The sequence below is a fragment of the Sphingomonas sp. CFBP 8765 genome, from assembly GCF_014841445.1.
GTDB lineage: Bacteria > Pseudomonadota > Alphaproteobacteria > Sphingomonadales > Sphingomonadaceae > Sphingomonas > Sphingomonas aerolata.
The window spans coordinates 23,807-43,211 of the sequence record NZ_JACYTY010000011.1; the positions used below are offsets into that span (position 1 = coordinate 23,807).

Genomic DNA, 19,405 nt, shown 5'->3' on the forward strand with positions numbered 1-19,405 from the left:
TTGGATCGAGGGTCCGCATCGAGGCCACGCGTCCGACAATCGTCGGGCCGCACTCCCCACGCATGCGACGGATCCGGCGTCCCGGCCGTGGTCCGGCGATGGCAGTGCCAGCGTCGATGTGACCGGTGGCTATCTCGAGCGAATGCCGCTCGCGCTCGTCGCAGCCGGAATCGTCGAACAAGCGGAGATCTGGCATCATTGGCGCGGCGAGGACGAGCCGCCGTTTCGCCGCGACAACGCCGTGCTGGCCCGACGGGCGTTCCGCATCGACGATGAGACCGCACCCTTCGCATCATCAGAGATGATCGCATTTGTCGAGGCGTTTGGCGCGCCGCATATTTTGATCGTGCTAGGCCTCGGCGTCGAACCCGCGTTGCTCGACGCGTGCGCCGACAGTATCATCCTCTACAATTCGATCGACGCGCCATCGCTGCGCGTTCCGTCCGAAGTCAGCGCGCATTTCGACCTCGTCATTACCGGAGCGCAATGGCAGTCGGACGAGGTCGAAGCGCGTCACCCCGGCATGCGCACCGCGATCCTGCCGATCGGCCCCGAGTTCGCAGCGATCGACCAGTTCCGTCCGCTTGGTACGGCCAAGGATGTCGACCTGATCTACGTCGCCGCCGCGCAACCGTATAAGCGCCACGACATCCTGCTCGACGCGCTCGCGCAACTGCCACGCGATGTTCGCGCGCTCTGCGTGTTCGGCTACGGCGAGGACGCTGACGCGCTCCGCCAACGTGCCCGAGACCAGAATCTGTCCATCGAATTTGTTGGGCCGCCCGGCGTGCCGATCGATGAAATCAATCGGCTGATGAACCGCGCGAAGTTCGGCGTCGTCTGCGGCATCGACGACGGCGCCCCCGCGATCCTGACCGAATACATGCTCGCCGGCCTGCCGGTGCTCGCTAACGCCGGCCTGCGGTGCGGATTGCAATTTATCCTGCCCGAGACCGGCATGAACGCTTCGACGAACGGGTTTGCCGATGCGATCCTTACAATGCGAGAAACCTGGGCCGAATTCCGGCCCCGCGAGGCCGTTCTGAAACGTTGGGCCTGGACGCATAGCGTGACCCGCCTTGGCGAGATTATCGAGCGAATACATGATGCAAAGCAATAAGAAATACATGACCGGCCATGATGACTCGGCCGGCTCATGGTTTTAGGTTCGAACACTCACGCGGATAACCGCGGATTATCGGATTGGAACAGCGTGCACGGTATCGGACCTACCTCCAGCCTATCCACAATCGACGATGCCGCCCCGCCGCCGCTGATCTGCTTCTCGCATCTCCGCTGGGATTTCGTGACCCAGCGCCCTCAGCATCTGATGACGCGGTTCGCGCAGAACCAGAGTGTGTTCGTCTGGGAAGAGCACATCCCCTGCGACCATCCGCTGCCGTTCCTCGAACACCACCCCTTCCCCGCCGACAACGTCGTCGCGCTGCGGCCGCGTCTGCCGCATTGGTGGAACGCCGAGCAGGTCGAAGCGGGCTTGCGGCACTTGCTCGACATGCTGGTCGCCACGAGCATTCGCGCGAAGCCCTTGCTCTGGTTCTACACGCCGATGATGCTCCCGTTCGCCGAGCATCTCGACGCCGCCGCCGTGATCTACGACTGTATGGACGAACTGTCCGCGTTCCGCTTCGCCGACCCCGCGCTGCTCGACCGCGAAGCCCGGCTGCTGGCTCGCGCTGACCTCGTCTTCACCGGCGGCTACAGCCTCTACGAAGCCAAGCGTGGCCGCCACGGCGACGTCCACGCCTTCCCCTCGGCGGTCGACGTCGCGCATTTCGCCCAAGCCCGTACCGGCAACATTGAACCCGAAGACCAGCGTCAAATCTCCGGGCCGAGGCTAGGATTCTTCGGCGTAATCGACGAACGCATCGATCTGGCCCTGCTCGACGCGGTCGCCGCCCGGCGGCCCGACTGGTCGTTCGTGATGATCGGCCCGGTCGTGAAGATCGACTCCGCGCATTTGCCGCGCCGCGCCAACATCCACTGGCTCGGCGGGCGCGGTTACGGCGAACTCCCCGCCTATCTGTCCGGCTGGGACGTTGCGCTGATGCCGTTCGCGATCAACGCCGCAACGCGCTTCATCAGCCCGACCAAGACCCCCGAATATCTCGCCGGTGGCCTGCCCGTCGTCTCGACGCCGATCGTCGACGTCATCCGCCATTACGGCGACGCAGCGGCGGTGGCGATCGCCGCCGACGCGACCGCGTTCGTCGCCGCCTGCGAAGCTGCCCTGGCCCTTCCCCGCGACGGTGCATGGCGCGACGATGCCGACCGCCTGCTCGCCACGCAATCCTGGGACCGCACGCAAACCGCCATGGCTACCGAGATCGACCGCATCCTGAGCGGTAAGAAATACGCGCCCGCTCCGAAACGCGAACGCTACGACACGCTCATCGTCGGCGCAGGGTTTGCCGGCGCGGTCCTCGCCGAACGGCTCGCGAACGACAGCGGCCAGCGCGTCCTGGTCGTCGACCGCCGCCCGCACATCGGCGGCAACGCGTATGACGAATATGACGCGGCCGGCGTGCTGATCCACCGCTACGGCCCGCACATCTTCCACACCAATTCCGCCGATGTGTTCGACTATCTCTCGCGCTTCACCGAATGGCGCCCGTACGAACACCGCGTGCTCGCCAGCGTCGACGACAAGCTCGTGCCGATGCCGATCAACCGCACCACGCTCAACGCCCTCTACGGCCTGTCGCTCGAAAACGACGCGGAAGCCGCCGCCTTCCTCGCCAGCCGCGCGGAATCGGTCGAGGACATCCGCACGTCTGAGGACGTCGTCGTCGCCGCGGTCGGCCGCGATCTCTACGAGACGTTCTTCCGCGGCTATACGCGGAAACAATGGGGCCTCGACCCGTCCGAACTCGACCGCGCCGTCACCGCACGCGTCCCGACCCGCACGTCCACCGACGACCGCTATTTCACCGACACGTTCCAGGCGATGCCGGCCAACGGCTACACCCGGATGTTCGAGGCGATGCTCGATCACCCCGGCATCACGCTCGACCTCGGCGTCGAATATCGCGACGTAATCGACCGCATCGACGTCGACCACATCATTTTCACCGGCCCGATCGACGAGTATTTCGACTTCCGCTTCGGCAGGCTGCCCTATCGCAGCCTCCAGTTCCGCCACGAGACGCACGACGTCGCGGAGTTCCAGCCCGTCGCGGTCGTCAACTATCCCGACGAGGCCGTGCCGCAGACGCGCATCACCGAATACAAGCATCTGACCGGGCAACTGCACGCCAAGACCAGCATCAGCTACGAATTCCCGAGAGCGGAGGGCGATCCCTATTACCCGATTCCCCGCACCGAGAACCAAGCGCTGTTCAAACGCTACGAGGCGCTCGCCGTTGCCGAGGAAGGCGTGACGTTCGTCGGCCGTCTCGCGACCTATCGCTATTACAATATGGACCAGGTCGTGGGGCAGGCGCTCGCCACCTATCGCCGCATGGTCGCGAAGGCCGCCGTTCTCGAAACCCCCGTATTGGCCGCCGAATGACCCGCATCTGCCTGTTGACCGACAGCCGCGCCCCGTCGGGCGTCGGCGCGCACATGATGACGCTCGCCGAGGGACTCGAGGCTGACGAGATCGTCGTCGCGGCGCGCGCCGGCACCGGCCTGCTCGAACACGCCGCGGCGAAAGGCTATGCGGTCAAGGCGCTCGACGACGATGCGGACCTCGCGCGCTGGCTCGATCGCGCCGCGCCCGACATTGTCCACGTCCATGCCGGTATCGGCTGGGAAGGCCATGCCGCGGTCCGCGCCGCAAATGCGGCGGGCGTGCCGGTGATCCGCACCGAACACCTCCCCTATCTCCTCACCGACGCCGCGCAGCGCGACGAGCACCGCGAGACCTCGGCCGCGCTCGCACGCCTGATCTGCGTCTCGGACGCGGTCGGCGACAGCCACCGCGCGGCCGGCGTCGATCCCGCCCTAGTCGCGACGATCCACAACGGCGTCGGTGCGCACAGACCCTCGCGGTCACGCGAAGGGCTTCGCGGCGAATGGGGCGTCGGCGATGCCCCCGTCCTGCTGATGGTCGCCCGGTTCGCCGAGCAAAAGGGCCACGCGCTCCTGCTCGACGCGCTGCCCGCGATCCGCGCAGCGCACCCGGACGTGATCGTGCTGCTCGCCGGCGAAGGCCCGCTGCTCACCCGGACCGCACGCGCGATCGCGGCAAAAGGCCTGGCCGGCACCGTCCGCATGCTCGGCACCCGCAGCGACGTCGCCGACCTGATGACGCTCGCCGACCTGCTCGTCCTACCCTCGGCATTCGAGGGCCTGCCGCTGGTCGCGCTCGAAGCCTTGGCCGCCGGCCTTCCCGTCGTCGCCACCGTCGCACCGGGCAATGCCGAAGCGATCGAGGACGGCGTCACCGGTCGCCTAACCGCCGCCGACCCGGCCAGTTTCGCCGACGCGGTCGTCACGCTGCTGGCCGACCGCGAGCGCCTGCAATCGATGGCCAGCGCTGCGATCGAACGCCAGCAAGACCTTTTCTCGGCCGATCGCATGATCGCCGACACGCGCGCGGTCTACGCCGCCGTGCAAGACCAAAACACAAAGGGAGACGGCGTGAAGCGGACACGGATCGGGTTCATCGGCGCAGGCGGCATCGCCAATCGCCATTTCGGCGTGCTGGAGCAGTTCGACGACGTCGCGATCGTCGCGGTCGCCGACGTCGACATGGCGCGCGCGACCGAGGCCGCAGCCCGCTTCGGCGCCCGCGCGTTCGACGATGCGGCTGCAATGCTGTCCGCCGTCGAGCTCGACGCCCTCTACATCTGCGTGCCCCCCTTCGCGCACGGCGAACCCGAACGCCTCGCGATCGAGCATAAGCTCCCGTTCTTCGTCGAGAAGCCCGTCGCGCTCGACCTCGGCACCGCGGAAGACGTCGCGGCAGCCGTCGACCGCCTCGGCCTCGTCACCGCGGTCGGCTATCACTGGCGCTATCTCGACACCGTGGACGAGGTGAAGGCATTGCTCTCCGCGACGCCCGCCCGCCTCCTGTCCGGCTATTGGCTCGACTCCACGCCGCCGCCGCGCTGGTGGTGGAAGAAGGACGCATCGGGCGGCCAGATGCTCGAACAGACGACGCATCTCGTCGATCTCGCGCGCTATCTCGTCGGCGACGTGGTCCGCGTCTATGGCCAGTCGGGCCATGTCGACCGCGCTGCCTTTCCCGGCCTCGACGTCGCCACCACGAGCACCGCGATGCTCACCTTCGCCAGCGGCGCGATCGCCAACTTCGCGTCCACCTGCCTGCTCAACTGGAACCACCGCGTCGGCCTGCACCTGTTCGGCGAAGGGCTCGCGATCGAACTGACCGACCGCGACGTCATGATCGACATCGGCCGCGGCCGCCCGGTCCGCGGCACCGGCAGCGATCCCGTCGTGCTGGAGGATCGCGACTTCATCGACGCGGTCCGCGGGGGCGAGAACCGGATCCGCTGCCCCTATCCCGCCGCGCTCGAAACGCTCCGCCTCGCGCTCGCGATCGAACGCTCCGCCGCCGAAGGCCGAGCGATCGACGTCCGCGAGCGGGAGGTAGCGCATGTCTGAGTGGCGCCACGTCCGCTCGCTCGGCGTCGAACGTCCCGGCCAGGCCTATTTCTTCGGCTATGACGAAGCGCCTCCGGGTGACGGCCAGGTCCGGCTCGATCTGCTCTACACCGGGTTTTCCGCAGGCACCGAACTCACCTTCGTCAAGAACAGCAACCCGTATCTCCATTCGCGCTGGGACGCAGGCCGCGGCGTGTTCGTCCCCGGCGAGGCCAGCGCCCACTATCCGGTGCCGTTCCTCGGCTACATGGAATCCGCCCGCGTCAGCGACAGCCGGGTCGATGATTTCGCGAACGGCGACGTCGTTGGCACGGTGTTCGGGCACAAGACCGGCCATACCGCGGACCCGTTCAACGACCTGCTGACCAAGCTTCCGCCCGAGCTCGACCCGATCCTCGGCATCTATATCGGTCAGATGGGACCGATCGCCGCCAACGGCATCCTGCACGCGGATGTAGAATTGCTCGGACCCAATGTCGTCAACCTCGGCGACGGCATCCGCGGCCGCCCCGCTTTGGTGATCGGCGCCGGCATCGCCGGCATGCTGACCGCCCTGTTCGCGCAGGCCGCCGGCGCGAGCGAAGTCGTGATAGCAGACCCCTCGCCCTTCCGTCGCCTGCGCGCCGAATGCCTCGGCATCACCGCGATGACCGAGGACCAGGCCTGGGCGTACGCTAAGGCCCGCTGGCTCCACGGCGGCGACGACCGCGGCGCGGACGTCGTGTTCCAGACCCGCGCCGATGCTGCCAGCCTGCACGCCGCGATGCGCGCGCTGAGGCCGCAAGGCACGGTGATCGACCTCGCCTTCTATCAGGGCGGCGCGGACAGTTTGCGGCTCGGCGAGGAGTTCCACCACAACGGCCTCAACCTCCGCTGCGCCCAGATCAACCGCGTCCCCCGCGGGCTCGGCTTCCAATGGGACCGCCGCCGCCTCGCCAACGAGACGGTGAAACTGTTGCTCTCCCGCGGCCCCGAAATCCGCGCGCAGCTCATCACGCATGTCGTGCCCTATGACGACGCGCCCGCCTTCATCGCGCGGCTGGTCGGCGAGCGGCCCGAATTCCTCCAGATCGTCTTCAAGGTCGGCGATTGAGCACCGCACTTACCGCCGACGCCCGACCGATCCGCATCCTGTTCGTCTTCGCATGGCTCGTCGTCGGCGGCGAGGAGACGGAAGTGCGACTGCTCGCCCAAGCGCTCGACCCGACGCGCTACAGGATTGAGGTCGTCGCCTGCTTCCGAAAAGGGGGCATGCCCGAGCAGACGCACGAGCAGCTGGAAGCGATCGGCGTTCCCGTCGACCGCACCCCCTACGCGCTCGGCTTCGACGAGACCGTCGCCTACCTCGCGAGCAAGCTGCCAGCGTACGACATCGTCGTCTCGTGCCAGAACGTCGCGGACATTTATCCCACGCTTGAACGCATGCACCTCCGCCCACCGTTGATCGAACATGGCGGCCTCGTCTCCGAAGCGCTTGCCGGCCCAAAGCATTTCACGGCGCGATATGTCGGCGTCTGCGCGTCGATCCGCGACGCAGCGGCCAGCAGAATGCCCGGGCGCGAGCACCACGCGATCGAGATCCCGTCGATGGTCGACACGCGCGCCTTCGATCCCACCCGACGCGTCCCCGTGCGTACGGCACTCGGCATCGCCGACGACGTACCGCTAGTTGGCTGGCTAGGCCGGCTCGACCCGAAGAAGCGCGTCGAGGATTTCATCGAGGCCGCCGCGCTCGTCCACGCCCGCTACCCCGGAGCCCGCTTTGTCGTGATCGGCGGACCGGACGCGTTCATCCCCGAATACGCCGTCGCGCTCCGCAACCGAGCGCACGCCCTCGGCCTGGACACCGCTCTGACCTTCCTCGGCGATCGCGACGACGTGCCCGACCTACTCGCGGCGCTCGACATATTCGTCTGGCTCTCCCGTGGCGAAGGCATGCCGCACGTCATCGCCGAAGCCGGCGCCGCATGCCTCCCCGTCATCGCGACCCGCGACAACGGGTCCGAACAACAGATCGTTGACGGCGTGAGCGGCCTGTTCGTGCCACACGAAAGCCCGCCCGCAGTCGCCGCTGCAATCACGAAACTGCTCGGAAACGCAGCACTCCGAACACACCTGGGCACCGCCCTCCGCGCCAGAGTCGACACCGAGTACGCCGTCGCCGCCGTGGTCCCCCGCTGGGAGGAATTGTTTGCCGACGTGATCGGGGACCGACCGGCTGTATTACCTCCACCCCGGCTTTTCCGCAGCTTCCTCCAAGGCGGCTTCGAATCCTCCACCCACCGCCGGGCACACGATCGAAAGCGCGTCGACGTAATCGCCGCGAGCCATCACGACACCCTTGCCGCGCACGATTACAGTGAACTCGCCAAGCTTGGCCTCCTGACGGTCCGCGACGGCCTGCGCTGGCATTTGATCGAACGCGAACCCGGCCGCTACGACTGGTCCAGCCTCGACCGACAGCTCGAAGCCGCCAAGACGAACGGCACAGAAGTCATCTGGGACCTGCTCCATTACGGCTTGCCCGACGACATCGACATCTGGACGCCCTCCTTCGTCACCCGTTTCGCCGCCTTCGCCGCTGCCGCCGCACGCCACATCGGCCCGGCCGATGCGGGCGAGACTCGCTTCTACGCCCCCGTCAACGAAATCTCCTTCTTCGCCTGGGGCGGCGGCGACGCAGCCTATCTTAATCCGTTCGCACATGGCCGCGGCCACGAACTGAAGGTGCAACTGGCCCGCGCGTCGATCGCCGCGATGGAGGCGATCGTCGCGATCGACCCCGCCGCAAGGTTCGTGCACGCCGACCCGGTCATCAACGTTATCACCAACCCCGCCCGCCCCCACGACGCCCCCGCCGCCGAAGGGCACCGCCTCGCACAATACCAGGCCTGGGACATGATCGCGGGAAAAGCCTGGCCACAGATCGGCGGCCACCCGGCGCTACTCGATATCGTCGGTGTCAATTTCTACCATAACAACCAGTGGATCCACGGTGGACCACCGCTAGCTTACGACCACCCCCTCAGCCGCCCACTCCACGCGATCCTCGCAGACGCCTATGCCCGCTATGGTCGCCCAATCTTCATCGCCGAGACCGGCATCGAAGGCAGCGCCCGCCCCGCGTGGCTTCGCATGATCCTGCGCGAGGTAAAGATCGCCCGATCGCTCGGCGTACCGATCCAGGGCGTATGCCTCTATCCGATCCTCGATCATCCCGGCTGGGACGACGATCGCTACTGCCCCAACGGCCTGCTCGCCTGCTCAGTGATCGTGAGCGAGCGTATCGCGCATGCCGCCCTCGCAGACGTCATTCGGACTTGGTCGTTTAAAACATAATCCAGAGAAAGTCTGAGCTAAAACAAGCTTCTACCGGCAAAACAAGCCGTCGTCATCGCGCCGGGTGACGATCGTCATGAAATAGTAAAGTATGTTGTGCCAGACCTACTACCGGTTCCCCGGCCAGCATTACAAAGATTGTGATCTCATCTAACAAAATGATAAGGGTCTCGATTAGCGCCGATTGGGACCGCCTGAAAATTCATATTCTTATGAATGCGAAAGGTATGCGCTTTTAGCGGATGAGCTCCCTCTCGGACGCCTATCTGCACCGTTCGCCTGTGCCACATCGCGACGACAGGGCGTCGTGGCCTACGTATTCTCGATTGGTGGCCGTCGCTGGTAAGGTTGTTTAATTCGGTTCTCTGCGTTTGCTTGAGCCAAGCGCTCGGTCATCTCACCCTGACTGGCCATTGCATCCCAAGCATCTGCCGATCGCAGATGACGCTCTCGAACAAGGGGTAGCGTGGACTGCTCCGCTTCCGATCGTTCCTGGGCAGCGGCGTGACGGTATGACTCGGTCTGAGAGAGGTTCATACAACTAGCCTTTAACCGACAACTGAAGATCTAAAACCCCATACGGCTGAGTTCCCCACCCCCAGACCCTCATTGTAGGATTACGTGTGCCCAAGATAAAAAAGAAACGGCTCACCAATCGCGGCGATCGCGCGGTCAAACGCCTTGCCGAGATCGAGAAGTGTATTACAGGCTTTGCCGACAACGATCTGCTGGATCGGGCCGACAAAGCCGAGCTTTATACGCCGAGCGCCGATATGGCGTTCTTGGAGATGACACGGCGGAATATCAGCCTTTGAAGGCAGCGAGACCGCGCGGCGCTGACGCCGTATGCCAACGCTACGCCAACTCACCATCGGACAGAGCAGTTTATCGACCAATGCGGCGCTATGTCATCACTTGGCACGGTCGGCTTCTGGTCATACAGCGACTGAGATTCGACCGAGCCACATATGTTGCGAGCTAACCAACATGCAGATCATCGTCCGCGACAACAATGTCGACCAAGCCCTCCGCGCCCTAAAGAAGAAGCTGCAGCGTGAAGGAGTTTACCGGGAAATGAAGCTGCGGCGGCACTACGAGAAGCCGTCCGAAAAGCGTGCACGGGAACATGCTGCGGCCGTCAGCCGTGCCCGGAAGGCGGATCGTAAGCGCGCCGAACGCGACAATTGAATGGCGAAGGGGTTGTGTCGGGAATCGGTACGCGAATAGATGAGATCGGTACGCTGATCCTCGACGGCGGTGCTTTTTACCTACGGCGGGATCTCGGCGGTCGCTACGAACTGGAACTGCATCGCACGCCGGTCGATCTGGTAGAGAAGCGGGTCCGCCTGGTCGGCACGTTGGTAGGCGCGGGGCTCGTTAATGCCGAGGGCGTTGCGCCCGCGTGAGCGACTGAAGCCGCCGGGCACGGAAGCCAACGACTTGGCGCATCCCTGATTCAACCTGACTCATACCGGTTGCCTGGAAATCGTTGCTGAGCATCATTGCATTATGGAACAGATTATCGCGCACGCCTGTGGACATGAGCAGATTCACTATCTTTCCGGCTTCGCCAGCCAGCAGGAGCGGAGAGCTCGCTGGCTGGAGACGACCAATTGTCGCATATGTTTTGTCGCGACCAAGCAGACCGAGCAGGCAGAAGCGGCCGTTCGTGACGGCGCAGCCATTGCCCACCTGGACCTGCCCTTGCTTACCGGCAGCGATCGGCAGATCGCATGGGCGACAACGCTGCGAGCCAGCCGCCTTTGTGCGCTCCTCGCAAGTCCGCCGACAGAACGCACTGAGTTCCAAGTGTGCACCCATGTTACCGACGCGAAGTGGTGGATCGACTACCGTATCCGGACAGATACTCAGTTACTCGCGGCAGCCCAGCTCTACTCCGTCGGCATCGACAAGTCGGCAAGTGGAGGCATTGATACCGGCTTGCCGCAGGCTGCCTAACGATGGCTTACTCGGGTGTCGTCGAAAGCACGAGTTTTGACGAGAATTCGTCCTCCGACGATACCTTTTTGGTCGGTAGCCCACCCGATTTAGCACGGTGCAAGGCCGTTACCCGTTTAACCTGTGCAATGCTGCATCCGGCCAGCTCGGCCGTTCTTACAATGCTCATGCCAGCGTCACGAAGCCCGATGATGCGGCGATGGTGCGCAAGGTCAGGCTTGCGCCCGGTATACCGGCCTTCCCGCTTGGCGATCTCGATCCCTTCGCGCTGGCGTTCACGACGGGTCTCGTAATCGTCGCGGGCGGTCTGTAGCGCTACCCGTGACGGCATATCCTGCACCGCCTCGAGCACGATCCGGGCAGCACCAGAACTATCGGCAACGAGGTCGGACAGATCAACGATCCCCGGCACCGCGAGCCGAGCTCCCTTCCCTCTGATCGTCGCCACCAACAACTCCGCCTCGGGCAAAGGCAGACGACTGATCCGGTCGATCCTCTCCGCGACGACCACCTCACCAGGCTGGAGGTCGGCAACCATGCGCAGCAGTTATGGCCGGTCCGGTTGAGCGCCCGATGCCTTTTCCCGGTAAACTGCTGCCACATAGTATCCAGCTGTTCGCGCCCCGGCGACTATCGCTTCCTGGCGAGCGAGATACTGCTCCTCAGCACTTACCCGCAGATACACCCGCGCGGCCTGGATCGTGTTCCGCTTTTCCTGTTCGCTCATCTCATCCGGCTTTCCTGGGTATACGTTGGGCGACCTAATCGCGGCAGTCGATCAAGGGCGATCGCTCGAGCCTGTGTTCGAACGGCTTCGGCTTGTCCGCCAGGAGGCGAAGGTCGCGATCGGTAAGGCAACGGCCGCGCTGCCGGTGACGACGTCGGCGCTGATCGCGTTCGGCAGCGTCGTTGGTATCGTCGAATTTCTCGTAGGGAACGTGGTTGTCGCGGTCGCTGCCGGGGGGATCGCAGGCAATACGCTCAAGGACGCGATGCTCAAGAAGGAGGCCGCAGCCAATTAAGGATCTGGTGCTCCAACACGTTCAACCGCGCTACAAATCTTACGTAAATGACGGATGGTTGTCATCACAATCCAAAATCTGATCGTCAGGCAAAAGATGAGCGAGCCACCGATGTCAAAGCAACGCCTTTGTTGCATAATGCCTTAAAAGCATGGCCGCCGGCTGCATTGAAGGCCACCGACTCTGCTGACGAATTCAGATGTGGCGCTTTAGCACCAAAGTACGTTCGAAATGTTAGCAGTAAACTGGCCCGGGGCGGGTTACGCTCCGGGCCTATCTTGACTATGTCAGTGTAAGCCGCCTTCTTTTCGTTCTTCCGCTCCTTCATTCTGTGCGTCCTTAAGATCGTTTGAATTTTGTTCATCAGCGATTGGCTTATCCTCAAGGGTATCTTCCGGCCCTTTGTCGTCCGGCAGTTCGTTGACGTCGGTTTCAAAACCAGGTTCTTCGTCTTGCGAGGCGGTCATCATGTTGCTATCCTTCAACAAACCAAACGATTCGAGAAACCTGTCGGTTGCGAACTGGCGGATGATACGCGACACCCGCCCGCGACGGCTCGTTACTGTTCTTGACGAATGTGATGATGACGTAGCTTCAAAGGACGGATATCCGAATGGGCCGTCAACCGGCCATTCGCTGAGGTGCGGATCGGCGCCGAAAGTAAGATCTCGATAGACTTTGCCAAGCTATTCAATTCGCGTCGAAGCTTCACGTAGCAGGGGCCCCGATCGACGCCGATCGGGCCTCCTTCAGAACCCATACTTTCCGAATGACGACAGGTGGTTGCCCCGTTCAGAATGGGGTCCCGCTTTCGGCGCCGATCCAGACGTCTGGCAGCCATGTGCGCTACGGGCATGCCTCAAAAACGTCGGCGAGTTGCCGTCTTGGACTGTCGTTGAAACCACGAGCATCAGTGCTCTGGCGGCATAAAGCGCATCGCGTGGTTTTGTTTCAGGAGGCGCGACCAGCCATCCGGATCAGCGCTGAAGAGACACTTCGTCGTATCAAGCGAACCGCTCGGCAGCATGATCGCGAAAGGCTTCCTGATCGCGGACATATTCGCTGAGCATCTCGAGCGACTTGTGCCGGCTATGCTCCTTCATCTTGAACAGGTTGGCGCCCTGTCGCCCCGCCTCGGTCAGGAAGCCGGCCCGCAAACTATGCCCGGCAAAGAGGGCGGGATCGTAGCCCGCCGCGGCCGCGCGCGCTTTCACGACCAGCGCCACGGTCTGCGGACTGAGGCCATGGACGGTCAAACGACCATGCGGGGTCAGCCGTCGAAAGAGCGGCCCGCTACTGATCGCTGCGACATCGAGCCAGGCACGATAATGCCGCACCGGCTCCATGCGCCGACCATCGAGAATGGCGACCGACTGCCCCCTGCCCTCCTGGTCACCCTTAGACACCGGAATATGGATGATCAGCCCGCGCGGATCTTCGCTTACATGCGCAACGTTGATCGCCACCAGCTCGGACCGCCGGAAGGCCCCCATCATGCCCAGACTGAGCAGCGCCCGGTCGCGATAATCCTGCAGGCTCGTCCCGGTGATCGTGCGCACCATGTCGCGCAGCACGTCACCATCGGCAGGCCGCTTCTTGGCCGGCCGCTCACCGCGTTTGGTATTGCGGATACCGCGCATGACCTTCTCGAGTGCCGCGGCTCCGGCCTGCGTCGTCGGTGGTTCAACCTGGGCTGCACGGTGCGCGAACACGATCGCCGCTAGCCGTCGCCCGATCGACGCTTTCGAGAGTGATCGCCCATTTGAATGACTGCTGCCGGTAGTAGCAAGTTCGGTGAGAAAGGCGGCGGTAACCTGGGGGCTGGCCGGCAGCGCCTGGTAGCCGCGCATTTCGCACCATGCACAGAAAAGTTTCCAGTCGGAGCGATAGGCGCGCAGAGTCGCGCTGGCCGAGGCGCGTGTGATGAAATCGTCCACGCGGGATTGATCGTCGACAGTGAGATCGGGCAGCCACGGCTGCACGGCACGATCCTCGATCAGGGTCAGACCCTGCTCGTCCACCCTATCATTCGAAGAGCCGCCTTCGATCATCGCGGTCGCGATCCGGCATTGGGGTGTTTCGGCATCACCATGCACATTTTTCACCCGAGTTTGTTGTTTTGGCTGCCCGGTTGTAACGACCCACCTAGCTAGTGGGAATACAGATTATCGCTAGTAACTATTTTGGCATTCGGGGGTGATTGGACGCGGATAGATCCCGTCCCCCTGTGGTCAGTTCTGTGGTACTATGCTGCAGTAACGCCACCTAAAGCAGAGAATGACACATGACACTTCAGGTTAACATCACGCCCAACGGTCGCATGAGTCTTCCTGTGGGCATCCGTAAGCGGCTGGGGCTGGAAGGCGGTGGCGCAGTACTAGTTGAGGAAACACCAGAGGGTGTCATCCTGCGTACGGTAGATCAGGCTGTGGCAAAGGCGCAGGCGATTGCCAAACGGTACGCCCAGCATCCCGATGCCTCGGTTGACGCCTTCCTTGCGACGCGGCGGGCGGAGAGCGGTGAATGACTCATGTCGTGCTCGATGCCTCGGCAATCCTCGCACTCCTCAAAGGCGAGCGCGGTGCAAGCAAGGTTGCCGGCGTGATCGCGGACGCGTCGGTCTGCGCGGTCAATCAGGCCGAGGTGATCAGCCACTTTGTTCATCTCGGTGCGCCGCTCGAGGACATCCGCGCCATGCTCGGTGCCCTCCCCTATATAGTGGTGCCCGCCGACGATGCGCTGGCCTGGGAGGCTGGCGGCCTGCGATCGGTGACCGCATCCGCCGGATTGTCGCTGGGCGATCGCTTTTGCCTGGCGTTGGCCAGACGGGTCAGCGCACCGGCCTACACCGCGGACAAGGCCTGGAAGGATATTGCTGGCGATGCAGGTGCCAAGGTCGTGGTCATCCGCTAATTACGTCATGTGCAGAAGGGGACCGGAGCAGCGTGACAACTAGATCGCAGCGCTCTGATAGGCCGAGCTATTATACGTCGCAATCAAGGAGTGATCATATGCGACCCCTCATCGTGCTATCCGCGTGCTTGCTCGTCTCCGCCTGCGGCGTCGGCGCTAGCGCGCCGACCGTTATCGACGGGAGCAGCGCTGCGACCTTCGATCAGACACTACGCGCAGCGAAGTCCGACCTTGGCCCCAAGGATCGCCTCAAATTCGAAGCCGCACTGTCAGAATTTAAGGCTCGGACATTTGCCAAGGCCAACTCTCGGCAGGAGTATCAACGGCTCCTACGCAAGGGGCTCGACGGCCTGACAGCGCCGCGTGTCGTTGATCAGTTCAACCGAGATGTAGACCGGGTTGGTGGCCAAGCCGCGGATGCAGTGTTCGAAGCCAAGCGCGCCTTGAACGGCAAATAGCCGTCGGATCGTCCTGTATGCTGACGACTGGCTGGATAGCTTCCCTGTTTCGGACGCTCGTGCAGGTCGACCGACATTATCATGCTGGAGCACGAAAGTGGCCGGTTCACTTCGAACAGTGAAGTGCGGGCTAAGAGCCCGCACCATCATCTTTGGTCAGAGAGACCAGCCCCCGTCGACGGACACTGCGGCGCCGGTGACGAACGCGCCCAGATCAGCACTCATCCAAAGCACAGCATCCGCAATTTCCTCAGGCTTGCCCAAGCGCCCGACCGGCTCAAGATCGGTCGCCTTCTGCATGTCGCCGTCCGTGAAGCGATCCATCATCGGCGTTTCGATGTTGCCCGGTAGCACCGCATTCACGCGAATGTTCTGCTTGGCATAATCGAGCGCCGCAGCTTTGGTCAGGCCGATGATAGCGTGTTTGGACGCGGTGTAGGACGCGCCACCCGCTACCCCGCGGACGCCGGCGCCTGAGGAGGTGTTGACGATCACACCGCTGCCCTGACGTACCATCTGCGCCAGTTCGTGCTTCATGCAAATGAAGGTGCCGCGCAGGTTGATGTCGAGGATACGGTCCCACTCGGCCAGTTCGATCTCGTGGACAGGCGCAGCCTTGTTCTCAACACCAGCATTGTTGAAGGCGATGTCAAGTTGGCCAAAGGTCTCGACCACCCGGCCGACCGCTGCCTCCACTTGGTCGGGCTGGGACACGTCGCAAGCGATGATCAAGGCTTCAGCCCCAACCTTGCTCACAGCATCGGCGGTTTCGGACAGGGCGTCCTCCGTGCGGTCCAGGATGGCGACACGCGCGCCCTCGGCCGCGAAGGCGACGGCCGTGGCACGGCCGATGCCACTGGCAGCACCTGTAATGCAGGCGACCTTACCGCTGAAACGATGATTGTCCGACATTGGAAAACCTTTCCGGTTGTATGGGGAAGTGTTGACCGATCAGGCGGTCGTGATCGATCCGGCGACTTAGAGGGACGGCTCGCCGTAGCCGGGCTGTTTGGTCAAAGTGGCCCGCTTTCGAGCGACGTCGGGCTCGTACACCAAGCGTCCACTCAGCGGGAGCGACCTCGTCAAAGGCAACCGACACCGCGTCCTCGCCATATTCAAGCGCCTCCATTACGCCGCGCGTAATCGTCTCGGTCAGGCGCTGCTTCTGATCGCGAGACTTGCCGGGCCAGAGCTTTACGATGACGTGCGGCATGATTTTACTCCGTGCCAAGCGGTGCGGAATATTCCTCGTCCGTCACCTTTTCCATCCAAGTTACCGGCGTAGCGTTGACCACTTCCTGGATAGCGACATGGGTCATGCCTTCATGCGGCGTCGCGCCATGCCAGTGCTTATGTTCGGCGGGGCACCACAGGATATCGCCCGCGTGGAATTCCAGCTTCTGTCCACCCGTAATCTGGGTCCAGCCGACGCCCTCGGTCACGATCAGCGTCTGACCGGCGGGATGGGTGTGCCACGCGGTGCGCGCACCGGGCTCGAAGTGAACGATGGCCCCGGAGACACGCGATGGCTCATCGCGCTGGAATTGACCGGTGATGGTGGCCTTGCCGGTGAAATACTCCGCAAGGCCGTCGACGGTTTTCATATCCGCTTTACGTTCAATACTCATGTCGGTCGCTCCTTGCTGCGCCTGCGCGCCTACGGGCAGCAGCAGCGTGGCGAGGTACATGCTGATCCTCATCATGGTTGCCGCCCTTCCAATCAGCCGATCGTCGCGATGACGAGCGTCTCGAACCACGATTTAGGGTGCTGCACGCGCCAGCATTACCGGCCCCGCCCGCAACGAGCCGATGAACGATGTTCAACAATGGTGTAGGGAGTCGTCATGCAACTGAGCCGAGCAGACCTGGCGGACTTCGCCTATTTTCTGGCGATTGCCAGGCATGGCAGCTTTCGTCGGGCGGCGACCTCAATGGGCGTTACTACCTCTGCCCTCAGCCACGCGATTACGGCGCTAGAGGGGCGTCGCGGTGTTCGACTATTGAACAGGACGACGCGCAGCGTCACTCTTACCGCGGCGGGTGAGGAGCTTCGAGCGACCATCGAGGCTCCATGAAAGTCATCGCTGCGGCGGGCGAAACCCTGGACCGCTACTGCGATGCCCCAGCCGGCCGCGTCAGGATCAATGTTCTTGAGGATGCAGTCGAGCTGCTGCTCAAGCCGGTCATGCCGGTCTTCGTGGATCGCTACCCAGAGGTCGCGATCGACATCAGCGTGAGCAATCGCATGATCGATGTCGTCGGCAGCGGCTTCGATGCCGGCATCCGCTATGGCGGCACGGTGCCCGAGGACATGATCGCGCAGCGGCTGTCTCCGGACCTGCGCTGGATTGCGGCAGCCTCACCGACATACCTTACTCGTTTTGGCGCACCGTCTAGTCCGCAGGACCTGCAAAACCATCGATGCGTTGGCATTCGCCTGGGGAACAATCAGGTTTATCAGTGGGAGTTCGAGCGTGACGGTAACGAATGCGCCATTGCGACACCCGGCCCGCTAACGGTCGATGGCAGCCAGGCTGCCATAGCATTCGGACTGTGTGGCGCGGGCATCGTCTACGCGACGGAAGCCGCCCTTAGCCCGCATCTGGACAGCGGAGCATTGCAACCGATTCTTGAGGACTGGGCGAGCGCAGGCAGCGGCTTCCACGCCTATTATTCTGGGCGCCGGCACCTCCCCACCGGGCTGCGCCTACTGATAGATCTCATTAAAGAAGTGCAACCCCTACGGAGCTGAGCGACCAAGTTTCTCGCGATTGTCGCAAAAGCGGCAACATATGCGACATCCGAAACTTAGGAGATCAGCGACAGAGACGGGCAATGACGGCAAGCGATAAAGATCGTACCCCACAGCGCAATGAATGAACTTGCCGCTTTGAAACGACGGATGCGCTGGACCGAGCAGCTAGCCTCCTGCGGCTCGACCAGACCCGCTGCGCTTCGCCCCGACGTCGCGGCCAGGTTTGGCATCACTAATTAGGATGCGGCGGCACTCGCCGCAGATGAGGCCAGGCTTGAACGCGGCGTCGATGCGGAAGAAAAGGCCGATGTCGATGAGGGGCAGCTTAGGGCAGCCAAATAAATCCGATCGCCACGGTTCAGAACGGGTAGCGCACCTCGCAATAGGGTAGCTCTTCGCCAAGCCAGCCAAGGAAGCGGTCAAGCCACCGGCGCTTCCAACAGCTCTTGTAGCGCAGGTTCACCATCCCGGAGTGGCTCAGCTTGCGCTCCTGAATGTCCGGCCGCCAGACCATTCCTCTGCGCGAGAATGCCATTGCAGATTGAGGTCGTTTAGCCCCTCGTCATGCAAAGCCAAGAGGTACAATACGTGCACCTCTTGGCTTCATACATCATCGCCTAAGACCCAACCAAGGACTAAAGGGCTTTTGCCATGTTGAGATGCGCTGCAACCGTCGGTGCCAAGCCCGCTGCGAACGTCTTCAACTGCGGCACGTCGCCAGTCGCAGCATATCCCTTGAGCGTATCGAGCGTCTGCTGATGCCCGGCGACCTGGGCAGCCGCGTATGCGGTGTCGAAATCAGTGCCCTGCTTGGTCTTCAGATCGGCAAGCTTCTGCTGTTGCTCGGCATTCAGCGCCGGGTTGGGCGTCAAAGTTGGTGACAGCGTCGCGGTCAGGGCATTCAGCTTTGCAGTCGACCCCTCATGTGCGGTGATCATCTGGCCAGCGAACTTCTTTACCGCAGCAGATGCGCCGTTGGTTACGGCCAGCTTCGAGGTCTCGATCTCGAACGCATCGCTTGCAGCCGCCATGTTGGCGAAGGCCTGTCCACCTGAGGCCGGTGCTGCCATCGCATCATTGAAACCAGCTGCGTTCACGTCCGTGGCGGGCGTGTTGGCATAAGTGCTGTTATCGAGGGCAGTCGTATCTTCGGCCTTCTTGCCGCACGCGGCCAATGACAGGGCCGCTACCGACACTAGTGCCAGGGTCTTGAAGTTCATCATCGTCTCCATCTGCTTGCATATTGCCGCTGCCCGCTTAACGCGTGCCTTCGAAGGACCGTTCCGCACCAGCAACGAGCTACGGACCGATCATAAGGCGCGTTCGTTCTGGATGTCTGCCGGCACAGCTGCCGGCTTATTGGGACACGG

General features: G+C 63.0%; 24 protein-coding genes. 15 read left to right on the forward strand and 9 right to left on the reverse strand.

Features of this window, described 5'->3' with window-relative positions:
* The first annotated feature begins 118 nt into the window (after positions 1-118).
* The 9 genes from IFT87_RS18600 to IFT87_RS18635 all read left to right on the forward strand — a co-directional run bounded on the left by IFT87_RS18600 (position 119) and on the right by IFT87_RS18635 (position 10,887).
* On the forward strand, positions 119-1,120 hold the full coding sequence (locus tag IFT87_RS18600) for a glycosyltransferase family 4 protein (RefSeq protein ID WP_342211205.1): 1,002 nt from the start codon (positions 119-121) through the stop codon (positions 1,118-1,120).
* A 210-nt stretch (positions 1,121-1,330) separates the two neighbouring features.
* Complete coding sequence (glf, locus tag IFT87_RS18605) at positions 1,331-3,529, forward strand: UDP-galactopyranose mutase (protein WP_192191604.1); 2,199 nt, start codon at positions 1,331-1,333, stop codon at positions 3,527-3,529.
* Positions 3,526-5,589, forward strand: a complete 2,064-nt coding sequence (locus tag IFT87_RS20175; RefSeq protein ID WP_197975360.1) for a glycosyltransferase — start codon at positions 3,526-3,528, stop codon at positions 5,587-5,589. The genes glf and IFT87_RS20175 overlap by 4 nt, the downstream gene beginning before the upstream one ends.
* Positions 5,582-6,682, forward strand: a complete 1,101-nt coding sequence (locus IFT87_RS20180) for a zinc-dependent alcohol dehydrogenase (protein WP_197975361.1) — start codon at positions 5,582-5,584, stop codon at positions 6,680-6,682. The genes IFT87_RS20175 and IFT87_RS20180 overlap by 8 nt, the downstream gene beginning before the upstream one ends.
* Positions 6,679-8,928: a glycosyltransferase family 4 protein gene (locus tag IFT87_RS18615; protein WP_192191565.1), complete on the forward strand. Its 2,250-nt coding sequence runs from the start codon at positions 6,679-6,681 to the stop codon at positions 8,926-8,928. Before IFT87_RS20180 ends, IFT87_RS18615 begins: the two co-directional genes overlap by 4 nt.
* 623 nt (positions 8,929-9,551) lie before the next feature.
* Positions 9,552-9,743: a hypothetical protein gene (locus IFT87_RS18620; RefSeq protein WP_192191566.1), complete on the forward strand. Its 192-nt coding sequence runs from the start codon at positions 9,552-9,554 to the stop codon at positions 9,741-9,743.
* 172 nt (positions 9,744-9,915) lie between these two features.
* Complete coding sequence (gene rpsU, locus IFT87_RS18625) at positions 9,916-10,116, forward strand: 30S ribosomal protein S21 (RefSeq protein WP_031393196.1); 201 nt, start codon at positions 9,916-9,918, stop codon at positions 10,114-10,116.
* Between the two features lie 14 nt (positions 10,117-10,130).
* Positions 10,131-10,334: a DUF5818 domain-containing protein gene (locus IFT87_RS18630; protein WP_192191567.1), complete on the forward strand. Its 204-nt coding sequence runs from the start codon at positions 10,131-10,133 to the stop codon at positions 10,332-10,334.
* 103 nt (positions 10,335-10,437) lie between these two features.
* Positions 10,438-10,887: a hypothetical protein gene (locus IFT87_RS18635; protein WP_192191568.1), complete on the forward strand. Its 450-nt coding sequence runs from the start codon at positions 10,438-10,440 to the stop codon at positions 10,885-10,887.
* 7 nt (positions 10,888-10,894) lie between these two features.
* Here IFT87_RS18635 and IFT87_RS18640 read toward each other — a convergent pair whose 3' ends face one another.
* Together IFT87_RS18640 and IFT87_RS21090 are read right to left on the reverse strand one after the other, a co-directional pair.
* Positions 10,895-11,425 (reverse strand): helix-turn-helix domain-containing protein, encoded by a 531-nt coding sequence (locus IFT87_RS18640; RefSeq protein ID WP_446740638.1) that lies wholly within the window; start codon positions 11,423-11,425, stop codon positions 10,895-10,897.
* Positions 11,426-11,434: 9 nt separating this feature from the next.
* Positions 11,435-11,614, reverse strand: a complete 180-nt coding sequence (locus IFT87_RS21090) for a recombinase family protein (protein ID WP_446740639.1) — start codon at positions 11,612-11,614, stop codon at positions 11,435-11,437.
* A 73-nt stretch (positions 11,615-11,687) separates the two neighbouring features.
* Here IFT87_RS21090 and IFT87_RS18645 point away from each other — a divergent pair, with 73 nt between their 5' ends.
* Positions 11,688-11,909 (forward strand): hypothetical protein, encoded by a 222-nt coding sequence (locus tag IFT87_RS18645; RefSeq protein ID WP_192191569.1) that lies wholly within the window; start codon positions 11,688-11,690, stop codon positions 11,907-11,909.
* A 287-nt stretch (positions 11,910-12,196) separates the two neighbouring features.
* Here IFT87_RS18645 and IFT87_RS18650 read toward each other — a convergent pair whose 3' ends face one another.
* Both IFT87_RS18650 and IFT87_RS18655 read right to left on the reverse strand, forming a co-directional pair.
* A complete protein-coding gene (locus IFT87_RS18650) occupies positions 12,197-12,451 on the reverse strand; it encodes a hypothetical protein (protein ID WP_192191570.1) in 255 nt (84 codons plus the stop codon).
* A gap of 462 nt (positions 12,452-12,913) precedes the next feature.
* Entirely contained in the window at positions 12,914-13,960 is a 1,047-nt protein-coding gene (locus IFT87_RS18655) for a site-specific integrase (RefSeq protein ID WP_192191571.1), read from the reverse strand.
* Positions 13,961-14,193: 233 nt separating this feature from the next.
* On the opposite strand from IFT87_RS18655, the gene IFT87_RS18660 reads away from it, so the two are divergent.
* The 3 genes from IFT87_RS18660 (at position 14,194) to IFT87_RS18670 (ending at position 15,280) form a co-directional block, all read left to right on the forward strand.
* Positions 14,194-14,436, forward strand: coding sequence for an AbrB/MazE/SpoVT family DNA-binding domain-containing protein (locus IFT87_RS18660; protein ID WP_192191572.1), 243 nt, complete (start codon positions 14,194-14,196; stop codon positions 14,434-14,436).
* Positions 14,433-14,822, forward strand: coding sequence for a type II toxin-antitoxin system VapC family toxin (locus IFT87_RS18665; protein WP_192191573.1), 390 nt, complete (start codon positions 14,433-14,435; stop codon positions 14,820-14,822). Before IFT87_RS18660 ends, IFT87_RS18665 begins: the two co-directional genes overlap by 4 nt.
* A gap of 98 nt (positions 14,823-14,920) precedes the next feature.
* Positions 14,921-15,280, forward strand: coding sequence for a hypothetical protein (locus IFT87_RS18670; protein WP_192191574.1), 360 nt, complete (start codon positions 14,921-14,923; stop codon positions 15,278-15,280).
* Positions 15,281-15,436: 156 nt separating this feature from the next.
* Here the strand turns inward: IFT87_RS18670 and IFT87_RS18675 are convergent, their stop codons facing one another.
* From IFT87_RS18675 to IFT87_RS18685, 3 genes are read right to left on the reverse strand one after another with little or no spacing between them, the layout of a single operon-like run.
* Positions 15,437-16,192 (reverse strand): SDR family NAD(P)-dependent oxidoreductase, encoded by a 756-nt coding sequence (locus IFT87_RS18675; protein WP_192191575.1) that lies wholly within the window; start codon positions 16,190-16,192, stop codon positions 15,437-15,439.
* The gene (locus IFT87_RS18680) at positions 16,164-16,493 is read right to left on the reverse strand and encodes a tautomerase family protein (protein ID WP_197975363.1); all 330 of its coding nucleotides are present in this window, start codon (positions 16,491-16,493) and stop codon (positions 16,164-16,166) included. The genes IFT87_RS18675 and IFT87_RS18680 overlap by 29 nt, the downstream gene beginning before the upstream one ends.
* A gap of 4 nt (positions 16,494-16,497) precedes the next feature.
* Entirely contained in the window at positions 16,498-16,968 is a 471-nt protein-coding gene (locus IFT87_RS18685; protein WP_249403455.1) for a (R)-mandelonitrile lyase, read from the reverse strand.
* Positions 16,969-17,124: 156 nt separating this feature from the next.
* Here IFT87_RS18685 and IFT87_RS20595 point away from each other — a divergent pair, with 156 nt between their 5' ends.
* Both IFT87_RS20595 and IFT87_RS18690 read left to right on the forward strand, forming a co-directional pair.
* Positions 17,125-17,355 carry a helix-turn-helix domain-containing protein gene (locus IFT87_RS20595; RefSeq protein WP_249403456.1) on the forward strand — a complete coding sequence of 77 codons (231 nt, stop codon included), beginning with the start codon at positions 17,125-17,127 and terminating at the stop codon, positions 17,353-17,355.
* A complete protein-coding gene (locus IFT87_RS18690) occupies positions 17,352-18,032 on the forward strand; it encodes a LysR substrate-binding domain-containing protein (RefSeq protein ID WP_249403457.1) in 681 nt (226 codons plus the stop codon). The genes IFT87_RS20595 and IFT87_RS18690 overlap by 4 nt, the downstream gene beginning before the upstream one ends.
* Before the next feature lie 361 nt (positions 18,033-18,393).
* Here IFT87_RS18690 and IFT87_RS18695 read toward each other — a convergent pair whose 3' ends face one another.
* On the reverse strand, positions 18,394-18,570 hold the full coding sequence (locus IFT87_RS18695; RefSeq protein WP_192191576.1) for a hypothetical protein: 177 nt from the start codon (positions 18,568-18,570) through the stop codon (positions 18,394-18,396).
* Between the two features lie 100 nt (positions 18,571-18,670).
* The gene (locus tag IFT87_RS18700; RefSeq protein WP_192191577.1) at positions 18,671-19,267 is read right to left on the reverse strand and encodes a DUF4142 domain-containing protein; all 597 of its coding nucleotides are present in this window, start codon (positions 19,265-19,267) and stop codon (positions 18,671-18,673) included.
* Positions 19,268-19,405 lie beyond the last annotated feature (138 nt).

Bases quoted from the DNA above. Each gene is read 5' to 3' on its own strand.
- IFT87_RS18690 (WP_249403457.1), top strand. From the start codon at position 17,352: ATGAAAGTCATCGCTGCGGCGGGCGAAACCCTGGACCGCTACTGCGAT.
- IFT87_RS18655 (WP_192191571.1), bottom strand. From the start codon at position 13,960: ATGATCGAAGGCGGCTCTTCGAATGATAGGGTGGACGAGCAGGGTCTG.
- IFT87_RS20175 (WP_197975360.1), top strand. From the start codon at position 3,526: ATGACCCGCATCTGCCTGTTGACCGACAGCCGCGCCCCGTCGGGCGTC.
- IFT87_RS18695 (WP_192191576.1), bottom strand. From the start codon at position 18,570: ATGGCATTCTCGCGCAGAGGAATGGTCTGGCGGCCGGACATTCAGGAG.
- rpsU (WP_031393196.1), top strand. From the start codon at position 9,916: ATGCAGATCATCGTCCGCGACAACAATGTCGACCAAGCCCTCCGCGCC.
- IFT87_RS18640 (WP_446740638.1), bottom strand. From the start codon at position 11,425: ATGGTTGCCGACCTCCAGCCTGGTGAGGTGGTCGTCGCGGAGAGGATC.
- IFT87_RS18685 (WP_249403455.1), bottom strand. From the start codon at position 16,968: ATGTACCTCGCCACGCTGCTGCTGCCCGTAGGCGCGCAGGCGCAGCAA.
- glf (WP_192191604.1), top strand. From the start codon at position 1,331: ATGACGCGGTTCGCGCAGAACCAGAGTGTGTTCGTCTGGGAAGAGCAC.
- IFT87_RS18635 (WP_192191568.1), top strand. From the start codon at position 10,438: ATGGAACAGATTATCGCGCACGCCTGTGGACATGAGCAGATTCACTAT.
- IFT87_RS20595 (WP_249403456.1), top strand. From the start codon at position 17,125: ATGCAACTGAGCCGAGCAGACCTGGCGGACTTCGCCTATTTTCTGGCG.
- IFT87_RS21090 (WP_446740639.1), bottom strand. From the start codon at position 11,614: ATGAGCGAACAGGAAAAGCGGAACACGATCCAGGCCGCGCGGGTGTAT.
- IFT87_RS20180 (WP_197975361.1), top strand. From the start codon at position 5,582: ATGTCTGAGTGGCGCCACGTCCGCTCGCTCGGCGTCGAACGTCCCGGC.
- IFT87_RS18660 (WP_192191572.1), top strand. From the start codon at position 14,194: ATGACACTTCAGGTTAACATCACGCCCAACGGTCGCATGAGTCTTCCT.
- IFT87_RS18665 (WP_192191573.1), top strand. From the start codon at position 14,433: ATGACTCATGTCGTGCTCGATGCCTCGGCAATCCTCGCACTCCTCAAA.
- IFT87_RS18675 (WP_192191575.1), bottom strand. From the start codon at position 16,192: ATGTCGGACAATCATCGTTTCAGCGGTAAGGTCGCCTGCATTACAGGT.
- IFT87_RS18670 (WP_192191574.1), top strand. From the start codon at position 14,921: ATGCGACCCCTCATCGTGCTATCCGCGTGCTTGCTCGTCTCCGCCTGC.
- IFT87_RS18700 (WP_192191577.1), bottom strand. From the start codon at position 19,267: ATGGAGACGATGATGAACTTCAAGACCCTGGCACTAGTGTCGGTAGCG.
- IFT87_RS18680 (WP_197975363.1), bottom strand. From the start codon at position 16,493: ATGCCGCACGTCATCGTAAAGCTCTGGCCCGGCAAGTCTCGCGATCAG.